A 13,231-nucleotide genomic window follows, 5' to 3' on the forward strand; every position below is an offset into this window, starting at 1 on the left:
AATTCTTTCTGTTCAGATTATCTAAAATTTATGCATAGAATTGCTCCCCAACTTTTTTGCTTGATCCCTTATCCTAACCGTAAAACAAAAGCGATTCTTATCTATTTTTGTGTAAACCCTGGCAATATGTCCTTCACTAAAATACTTATTTTTATGTTAATACAATCTATGCTGCTCTTATCGGTTAACCATACGAGCTGTGCACAAAATAATAGCATAAAAAAATCAGGTTATGCCCCAATAAACGGGTTAAGTATGTACTACGAAACTTATGGATCAGGCAGTACGCCGCTGGTTTTAATTCATGGCGGGGGCTCCACCATCGAAACCTCTTTTGGCAACTTGATTCCATTACTTTCAAAATACGGAAAAATAATTGCGGTAGAACTTCAGGCTCATGGCAGAACAAGCGATAGAGATGCCGCAGAATCCTTTGAACAAGATGCAAATGATGTGGCAGCTTTATTAAAACACCTCAAAATAAAACAAGCAAATATTCTGGGCTTTAGCAACGGCGGAACTACCACCATGCAAATTGCAATCAGACATCCTGAAATTGTTAATAAAATAGTCGTCATTTCTGCCAATTATAAACGCGACGGCTTGTTACCAGGCTTTTTTGAAGGTATGCAACAGGCAACCTTAGATAATATGCCCAAACCTTTAAAAACAGCCTTCTTAAAAGTAACACCCGATCAAAAAAAACTACAGAACATGTTTGAAAAGGATAAAAACCGAATGTTGAATTTTAAAGATTATGCTGATGAGAGCCTCCGTTCAATAGCGGCTAAAACTTTACTTATCGTTGCCCAGCATGATGTGGTTACACTTGAACACAGCGTGCAAATGGCTAAACTTATTCCTGATGCGCAATTAGTTGTTTTACCAGGCACTCATGGCTCATTTATAGGAGAAATATGCAGTACTGAAAGTGGTAGTAAAATACCCGAGGCAACAGCCATCCTGATTACAGATTTTCTAAAGCGTTAAAATTTTAAGCCCATCAAATAAATACTATTGCACAGCAACGCTTTTAACAATATAACCTTTGCTTCTGTTGCTTGGGTCATGTATTACTTCAGCATTGATTATTACCTTTATTGCATACTGATAATCACTTTCAAGCTTAGAGCGTAGCAGTAACACCTCTTCCAATTGCTTTTTCACTGCGTCATTCTCAGGCCTCAACGTATAGTTACCATACTCAAAAACCTGATTTCTAAAAGCAAACGCAATACCACTTCCAAACAAACCATTATATTTTAACGAGATATTAAAAGGTTCTGTGCTATTATATATTTCTTTGCTCAAAACCTTTTCAAATATAAACCAGTTATTAGGCCCATCCTGAGGTGGTACTTTAGGATAAAATGTTCTCGCTCTAACTTTATAAGTGTATCCCAATTCCCGTTCATCAAATCCTTCTAAATATGTGGTAATTAATTCCTTCCCAGGCAGTAAAGATATCCTCTGATTGCTTGTTTCAGCATAGTGATCTACAAATAGCTCCACAATTTGTCCATCCTTTGGATTAATCGAGTCTTTTGAGCAACCGAATGATAATAATATGATCAGTAAAATAGGTAGATAGCGCATAGTTTAATTGTTTATATTATTAAAACGAATGGATTACGCCTATCGCTACATCATCCTTAAAAAATTAGCTTTTTCAATTAAAAAAATTTATACCATCAAAAAGTTACCTGGCTAAGTAATTGTTAATCATGGTTTAAATTATATTTGTTTTAGCATATCAGTATTAGGTCTCTAACTCTATTATTGATACTATTCCAAAAACCTCAAACCTCAAAACTATCCTTTATGATTAAAAAATTTTACGCTTTGGCTATTGTTGCTGTTTTATCCATACCCGATGCGTTACAGGCGCAAACTACGCCTGCCAATAGCCGTCCGCAAAATACAGCCCCCGCTGCAAGCATTTCTGCTTTTACCAAAGATTTTAAAAAGAACGAAGGTTATTTCAATTTTTATTATGATGAAAAAACTGGAAAGGTATTTTTAGAGATCAGTACATTCGATAAAGATTTTCTTTATTTCAGTTCGTTAACCGATGGTGCAGGCCGAAACGCCGAACGTGGCGGTGCTTCTACCAATGTTGCCCGCTTCATTAAAGTTGGCCCCAAAGTATTTTTATTAGAACCTAATCTTGCGTACCGTGCAGGAAATAACAATCCCGATGAAATAAAAACCGTTGAGGGTTCATTTGCCAAATCTGTAATATGGGGCTTTGCGCCCGTGGCGATAGAAGGCGACAAGATTTTAATAGACCTAACTCCTTTTATCATTAGGGATAGCCAGAATATTGGCGGAACTATTGGCGCTCCTGCCTCTTCGGGTGGCGCAGGCGGCAGAGGGGCGGCAGCTGGTGGTACAACCTATCGGGTAGACGAAACCCGCTCTGCAGTTTACCTGCCAAACACACGCAACTTCCCAAAAAATACAGAATTTGAAGCGATGTTGACTTTCACAGGTGGTGCACCAAGTGGCAGAGGCAATATTGCGCCCGATGCAAATGCGGTTACCGTTAGAATGCATCAATCTTTTGTTGAATTGCCTGATGGAAATTTCAAACAACGCAAGTTCGATCCCCGATCTAGCTATCAATTATTTAGTTATACTGATTTTTCGGCGCCGATGAACGAACCGTTGGTTAAGCGCTTTACACGAAGACATCGCCTGGAGAAAAAAGATCCTAATGCAAAACTAAGCGAGGCAGTAGAACCAATTGTTTACTACATCGACCGCGGTGCACCTGCGCCAATTAAAAAAGCCCTTATAGAAGGTGGTGCTTTCTGGAACGAAGCTTTCCAGGCCGCGGGTTACAAAAATGCCTTTCAGGTAAAAGAATTGCCAGAAGGTGCCGATCCTATGGATATTCGTTATAATGTAGTAAACTGGATTACACGTGCTGGTAGCCCGAGAGCCTTCTCTTATGGTTCATCTTATAGCGATCCGCGTACTGGAGAAATTATTAAAGGTGTAGTTACATTGGGCTCCGATCGCCATCGTCAGGATTACCTGATTGCAGAGGGTTTATTGCAACCTTACACCGATGGGAAACCAGTAAGTAAGGTTATGGAAGAAATGGCACTTTCCCGCATCAGACAGTTATCAGCCCACGAAATTGGTCATACCCTTGGTTTAAATCATAATTTTGCCGCAAGCCCTAAAGAACGCGCCTCCGTGATGGATTATCCTTTCCCTCGCATTAAGCAAAAAGCGGACGGGAGTATCGATCTATCTGATGCTTATGCAAAAGGAATCGGAAGCTGGGATAAAAGAGCCATAATGTGGGGCTATAGCGATTTTCCAAAAGGCGCAGATGAAAATGCTGAACTCGATAAAATCATGAATGAAACTTTAAAACAAGGCTTTCAATACATTCCAGATATTGGGGGATACACACATCCGAATGCAAATCAATGGGAAGATGGCGAAAATACCATCTCAGAGCTTAACAGGTTAATGAAAATCCGCAGACAGGTTTTAGATACCTTCTCGGAGAAAGCAATTGTAAAGGATGCGCCAATGTCGACCATTGAAGAAGTATTGGTACCCATTTACTTATTACACCGTTACGAAATTGAAGCGGTTGCCAAAAATATAGGCGGTTTATATTTTACCCATGCCGTTAAAAACGATGGCCAGAAACCCACCAAGATGGTCGATCCTGCTCAGCAGTGGGCTGCATTTGATGCATTGGTCGCAACCATTAGCCCTGATGCCCTGGCTTTACCAGAAAGCCTAATACAAAAAATACCACCACGTCCTTCTGGCTATCCAGCATCGGCAGAAACCTTTAGCGGCTATACGGGCCCAACTTTCGACCCGATTGCTACTGCTGAGGCAGCAGCTAACGAAACAATTTCTTCACTTTTAAACCCTGAAAGAGCATCCCGCCTGGTCGAATATAATTCGCGTGATGCGGAGCAACCAGGCTTAATGGCCGTTATCGAAAAACTGATTGACAAAACCTGGAAAGCAGAACCAGTAAAAGGATATAAAGGCCAACTGCAGGTTATGGTAAATAACCTAACGCTAAAATATTTACTACAACTTGCCGCCAACGATAAAGCCGCTGAAAGCGTTCGGGGAGAGGCATTATTGGAAATTAACGAATTAAAATCGTGGATGAATAGCAGACTAAAAGAAGCCGAAGCTAAACAAAAAGCAAATATTTTATTTGGTTTATCTCAGATAAAGGAATTTGAAGAATCTCCAGTTAAATTTCAACCTGCACCAGCGCAAGTAATGCCTCCAGGTGCGCCTATTGGAATGGGTGGAATGGATTTTACAGAAGACTGGAAATAGCATATACAGCTGGGTGAGCTACATAATTTGGATAACTCACTTAATTTATAATATCATTCACCATAAATTTTTAACCCCAATAAATTAATATTTATTGGGGTTTTACTTTATCTCGCTGGCCCCGCAGCTCTCGTTCGGATAAAAACTGGCAAACCATAAAGCCTTGTTCACTTACGCACAGAACTGTTCGAAACCGAACATAAACACAACAACCAAAACACCCATTAACAGGCAGTTAACTAAGATAAAATCATTTGGCACAAGCTTCGCAATTGCAATGATGTTAAGCATACTTAACGAAGTAATAAATCAAAAACAATTTAAAAGAAGTTAAAATGAAAGCATTCTTAAAAACGAACATCATTCTCATTCTGAGTATAATCTTATGTGTTGCACTGGTAAATCCCGGAGCAACTTACGCACTAAAAGCAAAAACAGTTAGACCAAGCAAAATCGCAGCCTTTAATAAGATTGTTGTAACGGGTAACGTAGAAGTGTTATTGGTTTGGAGTCCAAAAATAGATATACATTTCTCGCATGATAATGAGGGAGTAGCAAAAGTAATTCAAAAAGACAGGGTACTGCACATTGTTGGCAATGATCGGCTAAAATCAAAAATTGTAGTTTACACAAACGATATTTATAGAATTGAGGCCCATAACCAGGCAGTAATTCGCTGTGAGGGTGCAATAAATATCAAGTATCTACAAATCATCATGAAGGATAATGCCTGGGCAGACCTGAACGTAAATGCAGAGGGTTTATACACCGAAATTTCAGATCATTCTATACTGAAGCTTGAAGGAAATGCAAAAAGCTTTACACTTCTTTCCAATGGTGCGTCAAAACTTGTAACCAATAATTTCCTTTCCCAAAAAATGAGCAACAATACACAAAATGCCGACTAACCTTACAGACATTAATATTACCTTGTTTGTCCATCAAATTTTCCTCTTCACCAGCATTAAATAATTGGAGAATGTTTCTAAATAATAAACATATTTATTTGGCAGCAAACAAAGTTTTAGCTTTGCCATACTAACAAAACATATTTATGTCGAAAACAAAACTTACAATTAACAATAACGGGTCGGTAAAGATAGAGGGCGATTTCGAAATCGTGGATAGAAATGGCAACGAATACGGATTACAAGGCAGAACGGTATTATCCATTTGCAGATGTGGACTATCTAAAAATAAACCATTTTGTGATGGGGCTCATAATGGTCACTTCGAACATGAAGCCATTGCCTTTGATTTGCCTCCAAAAAAAGTTTAATACAAACAGAAAAACCTGCTTAATGCAGGTTTTTCTGTTTTAGAATTAATTTATTTAGCATCATAAATAACAACGCGCTCAAAGTACACTCTAAACTCATCCAAAAATGCTTTGTGCAATGGGTGTACCTGATAAAGATCATGTGCAGCCATATCCTCAAAGAACAAAATTAAACTGAATGTATAGGTGATATCAACCACAGCACGCTCAATTGCTGCTGGCGTACCAACATGAAAAGTTTTTACAACTTCAATATTTTCTAATGTTTCCAGTGCTTTGCGAAAAGCAGTTTTTTGCTCTGAAGAAATATCGGTTTTTAACCAGAACAATACGTGATGTGCTATCATTTTCTTTATTTTTCGTCAAATATAAAGATTAAGCATTGATAGGTAAATCAAATTCAATATTTCTATATATACCACGCACACTAAAACTAGTCTTACCTGTAGTCTAAGGCTAACAATTGCAGCCTTGCTCAAACAGAGTGACTTAACAGGTTTATTATTTGACAAAATATACATCAGCTGCAAGGTCGGTAGGCCGATACAGTTTACCGGATGTTCAGCATTGAGCCCTTTAAAGAAGAAAGTGGAAAAAATCTTCAAGTTCAATTAGTCAATAAAGGATTTTGTAGGGTATGGGATAGGATTTAACAGACAAATGCTCTTCCTCTTGCGCCGAATCATTTATGCAAGTAAATTCTGGGGCTGAATTTATAAGCCGTTGTTGTTTAAGTTCATCCCGCGCATTCAACGTGCTGCAAGATGGCGGTGACTGAAGCGGATGTAATGCTTACATTATGCGGCTGATACAGTGGAATCTGCATAAAATCACCTGGTCCCATGTTAAAGGAGGAGTTGCCAATCCTGCAGATGCAAGTTCCCTCCAAGATTAGGAAGCTCTCATCCAGGCGGTCATGTATTTCTTCCTCGATGTCGCTTGAGGAACGAACCAGAACCTGCATTACGCCGTTCCCGTGACGCAAAAGCTTTTCGAATCGCTCTCCAGAATGGATCTTTGGCAGTAATGGTGATACCAGTTTCAGCCAGTAATCTGAATTGGAGAAGGCACTGATGAGCGGCAACAGCGATAACTGCATATTTTGTTCCGCCTCAAGACCTTCAAAAATCAGCTCCATTTTTTTATCGATTTGCTCAGGCGGGGATACCGCATTTCGCATGGCATCTTTTTCAATAAAGTCTTCAATTTTTGCAAGCTCTGAATTAATTTCGGGATATTCGCTACGCATGCGCTCAACTAAAGAAACCTCCTCAGGGCTCAATAAACCCATCAGATAAAGTTCAAGCATACCGTTATTTATAAAATCTTTTAACTCCATCTGCTGTATTATTCTTTTAGTTTTTGCCTTAGTCTTATGACCGCCTCATGGTTGCTTATGTCCAATATCCTGGCGGCCTCCCCTGGGCTAAAGCCTTCTGTAAGCACAAGTCTTTTGATACACCTGTTGTTTTCGCTTTTTTTGACCGAGTAGTCCAAAAGATATTCTCTTGAGACTTTTCTTGCGATGTTCATCAGCCAAATCAGCAGCCTTCTTTTGATGGGCATGCCGTTTTCCATTTCTGTCCTGGCAATTTCAAATACCTTTCCTGTTAATTCGTATGCCTTGGCCCGATCCCTGCAAAAGACTGAAAACTGCCCATAAACTGGGGAGCAATAACTCTCATAGAGGGCTTTATGGAAACTATCGTCCTTTAAAAGCATGAGCTTTCTGATATCTTCCTCACAGAGCGTATTGTAACGGGGCATTTGGTTTTTTCTTTAAATATACGCAAATAGCTGATTAATGGCTGTTTTATGCAAACATTTACACACCTAAAGGAATTAAAGAAAAATACTTAGTTACCATCGTACAAATACTAAAAAATTTACAATAAATAAATTTCATCTGAATTTCATTGCCTTCCAGATGAATACCCGATATGTAAAGGGAGCTTCGGTTATAGTCCAATCAGGGTACATCCTATATGCTAAGGGATGCAGTTATAAGCCTAATACAAACAAAGGAAAACGTAAGAGGTATGAGAGATCTAGGGCAATTATCAAACGCTTTATGCAAACATAGCAAAGTTTCGGCTTATCTTTAGCGCTACTTATCACAATTTGTTTTATTGCGACAAAAAAATTGTTTCTATCTGTCGCAATAAATTCATTTCTTGTCGCAATACTTGCTTTAGTATCAAAATCTGTCGAAATATCAATTAGGAGGACCGCAATCAGCATTTTTTAAACCTAAAGATATTCTCTATCACCAATAGCGCGTTGATACGAATCTTGGTATTATTTTTTTTGCTCTAGTTCCAATACTTTTGCAAACATGGGATCATGAAACCAAGTCACAATTGTCGATTTATTATTGCCTTAGCAATATTAATGAACTACTTGGTTTTTATTTGCCTTTATCTTTTAAACCGACTAAGAGTTTTATGTTTTGCAGTTTTCTACCAAATTCATCATCTACTGCCAGCTTGAGAAAATGATCTTTGAGATTTCATTCTTAATATCCTATGCGTTTACAACAAATGCTCCCATGAGTGAAAAACTCAAATTGGAAATGTCTCAAGAGAATACTTTGGTTACCAGTTTACAAGAACCATCAAAATTCATGGAATATGAAATCAATGCAATCCAATCCATGGACCACACGCATGCTCGATCTGGAATACTATGTGAGTTATAAAGCTCTTTAGGTAAAAGCGAAATAATTATCAATGGGTAATATTATGCTCATTTACGTAATTATTAAGTAGAATGTTATCCATTTTTAATTTTTTATCAACCTTCATTTGTAGAAATCGTGTGATACAAGGGCATCAATGAGTATTAATATCTCCATAATTACTATATTTGGGTATAATTATACTCATTATGAGATCGAAGAAGGTTGTTGTATTTCCAAAATATAAAATGATTTGGGATCAGTTAGGCGAAAATATCACGCTTGCCAGGAAGCGCAGAAAATTAACTGCAATACAACTTGCAGAACGCGCTGCTATTGAAAGAGCTACTCTTCGTAAAATAGAACGGGGGAATCCCGGAGTGTCTATGGGGGCATATTTCAATGTACTTAAGGCACTGAATCTGCATGAAGATTTCCTTAAGCTGGCTGTAGATGATGAACTTGGGAGAAAACTTCAAGACTTAGATTTGTTAAAGTAATGGCAGCAACAAAGACTGATATATGGGTATATGCTCACTGGAAAGGCATGGATGCCCCACGGTGCATAGGGGTGATTTCTGCTCAGCAGAGTAAAGGAAATAGGATATTTGGATTTGAATACGACCGGGGTTGGCTAAAGTCTGATCAGTTGTTTTTGCTTGATCCTGAAATCGGTTTATATTCAGGAACCCAATACCCCGACAAAAAAGACAATTTTGGTATATTTATGGATTCAATGCCGGATACCTGGGGACGAAAGCTTATGTTACGTCGTGCTGCACAAACTGCTTTTGCCAAAGGGGACGCGACACCGAAACTATACGAAATTGATTTTTTGCTGGGCGTTCATGATGCTTCCAGGATGGGAGCATTAAGGTTCAAGCTAGATCCCAACGGACCTTTTCTTGATGATAACAAGAATAATCCTACTCCACCAATTACTCATCTTCGGGAGCTACAGGCAAGTGTAAAAGCTTACGAAGAAGATGAGGAAGGGAAAAATGGTGGTGATTGGATTCCAATGCTTTTTGCGCCAGGATCATCGCTGGGTGGAGCAAGACCAAAAGCAAATGTTGTTGATTTGGATGGTCATTTGTGTATTGCAAAGTTTCCCTCAAAAGCTGATATAATTGATAAGGCTGCATGGGAATACTTAGCTTATAAACTGGCGACCAAGGCTGGAATCAATATGCCAGTTTGTACACTTGAAAAGGTAAAAGGACCCTATCGTACATTTTTATCGAGGCGGTTTGATCGGGATATGGGTGAGCGTATTCATTTTGCTTCTGCTATGACTATGACAAAAAATAGTGAGGATAGCATTAGAGATGCTACTCCTAGTTATCTTGAGATAGCAGATTTTATACAGCGTTATGGATCGAACATAGAAAAAGACCTGCATCAATTGTGGAGAAGGATAGTATTTAACATAGCGATCTCCAACACGGATGATCATTTAAGAAATCATGGCTTTTTGTTGACAGCAAATGGATGGAGGTTATCGCCTGCGTACGATATCAATCCCTCAGTAGATAAAAATGGATTGGCTCTTAATATTGATATGGACAATAATGCGTTGGATTTCGATTTGGCTTTAAGTGTTGGCGAATTGTTTCAGCTAAAAGAAAATCAAATGCACAAAATCATTAAAGAGGTTTCAATAGCTGTAAAGGATTGGCGAACGATAGCCACTAAACTCGGAATATCTAGGTCTGAACGAGAAGAAATGTCTCCCGCATTTAGAACAATTACTGGATGACGAAAGGAATTATTATAAATACCTTGACCAAATTAGAAGAAAACACGGGTATTTATAGGATAGTAAACCTTATCAGTGTGTTACATATCAGTTAAAGAAATGAGAATAAAGATAATTAGTGATTTGCATCAAGAATTTGGGTTATCAGATTTTGATTTTAGCAATGCTGATCTCGTTATCCTGGCTGGTGATACAAACTTGGGGACAAAAGGGATATAATGGGTTAAGAAAAATATTCCCTCTAAACCAGTGATATACCTATTGGGAAACCATGAATATTATAAAGGATCATATCCGAAGACACTCACAAGATAACTGAGGCATCCAAAAACTCAAATATAAATATTCTTGAGAATAATATGGTTGAATTCGAGGGGATAAGATTTCACGGACGCCAGTCCCTACAATCTGACTACAACAATTACCAACTGGGCTACTTTTTAAAGCACGGCAATGGGGAATTTTGTATAAGAGGATTATAAATAATTAAAATGAGTTATGCAAAAGAGAAAATTAGGAAATAGTGGATTGGAAGTTTCCGCATTAGGCTTTGGCTGTATGGGTTTAAACTTTTTGGATGGCAAAGGTCTTGACAGGAAAGATGCGATAAGCCTGCTGCAAAATGCAGTTGAAAGGGGTATAACTTTTTTTGATACCGCCGAGGCTTACGGACCTTACACCAATGAAGAAATTGTTGGAGAGGCATTACAGCCTTATAGAAAAGACATCGTAATCGCCACAAAATTCGGTTGTAAGGATGCCAGGCCAGCGGTGGGGTTAGACAGCAGACCCGAAACAATCAGAGCAGTCACCGAAGCATCTTTAAAAAGATTGAAAACAGACTACATCGATTTGCTTTATCAGCACAGAGTCGACCCTAATGTTCCAATTGAAGATGTTGCAGGAACAGTCAAAGGGCTGATAGAGGAAGGCAAAGTGAAATATTTTGGATTATCGGAAGCGAGTGCTAAAACGATTCGAAAAGCACATTCAGTACAAGCGGTATCCGCATTACAAAGTGAGTACTCCCTATTTTGGCGGGAGCCGGAAGATGAAATCATACCAACCTTAGAAGAGCTGGGCATTGGTTTTGTTCCCTTCAGTCCTTTAGGAAAAGGCTTCCTTACAGGCATAATAAACAAAAAATTAGAAGATGTTGACCGAAGAAATATTATTCCCCGTTTCACCGAAGAAAACATAAAAGCCAATCTGGTTTTAGTGGAAGCGCTTTCGCAGATTGCCAAAGAAAAAAATATTTCAGCCGGACAATTGGCGCTAAGCTGGCTCTTAGCACAAAAGCCCTGGATCGTACCCATTCCCGGAACTACAAAACTGAATCGATTAGAGGAAAACATTGGCAGTACAAATGTTGTATTAACTTGCGATGAACTTGCAAAAATTGACAAAACAGTCAATGGAATTACCCTCCTTGGCGACCGCTATCCTGAATTTTTAGAAAAACAAATAGACAAGTAAAAAGATAACATCCATGCAAAATATAAAAGGAAAAGTGGTTGCCATTACAGGGGCAAGCAGCGGAATGGGTAAAGCCATTGCGATGGAACTTGCAAAAAATGGGGCCAAGGTTGTGCTGGGCGCTAGACGAGAAGCACAATTGAGCGCGCTTGTTGAAGAAATAAAAAGCGAGGGTGGTGAGGCCACCTTTGCTCAGATTGATGTAAAGAATAGAGCAGACCTTGTGCATCTGGTTGATACCGCAGTGGGGCAATACGGAAAGCTCGATGTCATTGTTAATAATGCAGGGGTGAGTCAACTAAGCGGTATAGAAGATCTGGATATTGAGGGATGGGAGGAAATGATCGATGTTAACCTTAAGGGCGTTTTGTATGGAATGGCGGCTGCAATTCCCATTTTCAAACAACAACAATCTGGTCACATCGTTAATATCATTTCAACCTCAGGAATAAAGATCGTACCCATGCAAGGCGTTTATGCAGGAACTAAAAATGCCATTCGCACGATCGGGGAAGCATTCCGTCAAGAGTCAGAAGGAAATATACGCATTACCGGTATTTCGCCCGGGTTTGTGAAAACAGATTTTGCAAACAACATTAAAAACCAGGAAATGAAAGAAGCGGTCCAAAAAGGGATGCAAAAGATTGCCATCGATCCCATCGCCATTGCCAGCGCCGTAATTTATGCAGTAAGCCAACCCAAGGATATTGAAATTGGTGACATTGTGATTCGTCCATCAAAACAAAATTGATTAAATTCATAAAAGCAAAATGCACCAACAAGCTAACATCAGTCACCTTCAGAGCATATCGCAATTAGCTCGATTACTGGAACTTCCTGCGCCACTGCATCCGTTGATTACCCTAGTTGATTACAATAATATCTCCATTGAAAGGTTTCCTAAAGGGCAAAAAGTGAGTCTTGATTTCTATAAGATTTCCTTCAAGCCGACCTTTAAAGGACACATCAAATACGGGCAAGGATATTACGATTTTGAAGAAGGAGGGTTAGCCTTTTTGAAGCCAAACCAAGTCGTTTTTTCACCTGAAGAAAAAGAAAGCTATGAGGGGATTGCTTTGTATTTCCATCCGGACTTTATCCGAAATTACCCCTTAGCCAGTACGATAAATCATTATGGCTTTTTCGCCTACGATGTTTCAGAGGCTTTATTTCTCTCGGCAAAGGAAAAGGAAATCATATCTGGTTTATTTACTTCGATAGCGGGAGAATTAGCCAACAACATTGATCTTTTCAGCCAGGATGTTTTGGTCTCACAAATAGAGTTGTTATTAAATTACAGCAACCGTTTTTACAACCGGCAATTTATCACCAGAAAAGCAGTCAATCATGAGATCATAACCGCTTTGGAGGAACTTTTAAACGACTATTTTGAGGGAGAAAAGGGTCTAAAAACAGGTTTACCATCCGTTAAATATATCAGCGAGGAATTAAAGCTGTCACAACGCTATTTGAGTGATATGCTGAGTTCATTGACTGGAAAAAACACCCAGCAATACATCCAGAACGCAATCATAGAAAAAGCTAAAGAAAAATTATCAACAACAACGCTTTCTGTTTCGCAAATTGCTTACCAGTTGGGCTTTGAGCATTCCCAATCGCTTAGCAAACTTTTCAAAAGCAAAACTTCTCTTTCGCCTTTGGAGTTCAGACATTCATTTAATTAAAGAAGGCAAAAAGCGGATAGCTA

Annotated in this window: 13 protein-coding genes; 9 read left to right on the forward strand and 4 right to left on the reverse strand. The window is 38.9% G+C overall.

Annotated elements, in window-relative coordinates:
* Positions 1–153 precede the first annotated feature (153 nt).
* Positions 154–990 (forward strand): alpha/beta fold hydrolase, encoded by an 837-nt coding sequence (locus tag ABD692_RS13115; protein WP_344767660.1) that lies wholly within the window; start codon positions 154–156, stop codon positions 988–990.
* A 24-nt stretch (positions 991–1,014) separates the two neighbouring features.
* On the opposite strand, the gene ABD692_RS13120 is transcribed toward ABD692_RS13115, so the two are convergent.
* Positions 1,015–1,596, reverse strand: coding sequence for a hypothetical protein (locus ABD692_RS13120; RefSeq protein ID WP_344767663.1), 582 nt, complete (start codon positions 1,594–1,596; stop codon positions 1,015–1,017).
* A gap of 225 nt (positions 1,597–1,821) precedes the next feature.
* On the opposite strand from ABD692_RS13120, the gene ABD692_RS13125 reads away from it, so the two are divergent.
* The 3 genes from ABD692_RS13125 (at position 1,822) to ABD692_RS13135 (ending at position 5,611) form a co-directional block, all read left to right on the forward strand.
* Complete coding sequence (locus ABD692_RS13125) at positions 1,822–4,332, forward strand: zinc-dependent metalloprotease (protein WP_344767665.1); 2,511 nt, start codon at positions 1,822–1,824, stop codon at positions 4,330–4,332.
* A 335-nt stretch (positions 4,333–4,667) separates the two neighbouring features.
* Positions 4,668–5,240 carry a GIN domain-containing protein gene (locus ABD692_RS13130; RefSeq protein ID WP_316755668.1) on the forward strand — a complete coding sequence of 191 codons (573 nt, stop codon included), beginning with the start codon at positions 4,668–4,670 and terminating at the stop codon, positions 5,238–5,240.
* Positions 5,241–5,386: 146 nt separating this feature from the next.
* Complete coding sequence (locus tag ABD692_RS13135; RefSeq protein ID WP_056087622.1) at positions 5,387–5,611, forward strand: CDGSH iron-sulfur domain-containing protein; 225 nt, start codon at positions 5,387–5,389, stop codon at positions 5,609–5,611.
* Between the two features lie 50 nt (positions 5,612–5,661).
* Here ABD692_RS13135 and ABD692_RS13140 read toward each other — a convergent pair whose 3' ends face one another.
* The 3 genes from ABD692_RS13140 to ABD692_RS13150 all read right to left on the reverse strand — a co-directional run bounded on the left by ABD692_RS13140 (position 5,662) and on the right by ABD692_RS13150 (position 7,378).
* On the reverse strand, positions 5,662–5,958 hold the full coding sequence (locus tag ABD692_RS13140) for a Dabb family protein (protein ID WP_344767671.1): 297 nt from the start codon (positions 5,956–5,958) through the stop codon (positions 5,662–5,664).
* Between the two features lie 389 nt (positions 5,959–6,347).
* Positions 6,348–6,950 carry a cupin domain-containing protein gene (locus ABD692_RS13145; protein ID WP_344767673.1) on the reverse strand — a complete coding sequence of 201 codons (603 nt, stop codon included), beginning with the start codon at positions 6,948–6,950 and terminating at the stop codon, positions 6,348–6,350.
* 8 nt (positions 6,951–6,958) lie between these two features.
* Positions 6,959–7,378, reverse strand: a complete 420-nt coding sequence (locus tag ABD692_RS13150) for a hypothetical protein (protein WP_344767675.1) — start codon at positions 7,376–7,378, stop codon at positions 6,959–6,961.
* A gap of 1,119 nt (positions 7,379–8,497) precedes the next feature.
* Here ABD692_RS13150 and ABD692_RS13155 point away from each other — a divergent pair.
* The 5 genes from ABD692_RS13155 (at position 8,498) to ABD692_RS13175 (ending at position 13,208) form a co-directional block, all read left to right on the forward strand.
* Positions 8,498–8,788: a helix-turn-helix domain-containing protein gene (locus ABD692_RS13155; RefSeq protein ID WP_344767677.1), complete on the forward strand. Its 291-nt coding sequence runs from the start codon at positions 8,498–8,500 to the stop codon at positions 8,786–8,788.
* Positions 8,789–8,835: 47 nt separating this feature from the next.
* Complete coding sequence (locus ABD692_RS13160) at positions 8,836–10,047, forward strand: type II toxin-antitoxin system HipA family toxin (RefSeq protein ID WP_344767679.1); 1,212 nt, start codon at positions 8,836–8,838, stop codon at positions 10,045–10,047.
* 498 nt (positions 10,048–10,545) lie between these two features.
* The gene (locus tag ABD692_RS13165) at positions 10,546–11,523 is read left to right on the forward strand and encodes an aldo/keto reductase (RefSeq protein ID WP_344767681.1); all 978 of its coding nucleotides are present in this window, start codon (positions 10,546–10,548) and stop codon (positions 11,521–11,523) included.
* Between the two features lie 13 nt (positions 11,524–11,536).
* Positions 11,537–12,274 (forward strand): SDR family oxidoreductase, encoded by a 738-nt coding sequence (locus ABD692_RS13170; RefSeq protein ID WP_344767683.1) that lies wholly within the window; start codon positions 11,537–11,539, stop codon positions 12,272–12,274.
* Between the two features lie 19 nt (positions 12,275–12,293).
* On the forward strand, positions 12,294–13,208 hold the full coding sequence (locus tag ABD692_RS13175) for a helix-turn-helix domain-containing protein (protein ID WP_316755627.1): 915 nt from the start codon (positions 12,294–12,296) through the stop codon (positions 13,206–13,208).
* The last annotated feature ends 23 nt before the right edge of the window (positions 13,209–13,231 follow it).

Origin of the sequence: Pedobacter ginsengiterrae (assembly GCF_039537385.1) — a bacterium.
Lineage (GTDB): Bacteria > Bacteroidota > Bacteroidia > Sphingobacteriales > Sphingobacteriaceae > Pedobacter > Pedobacter ginsengiterrae.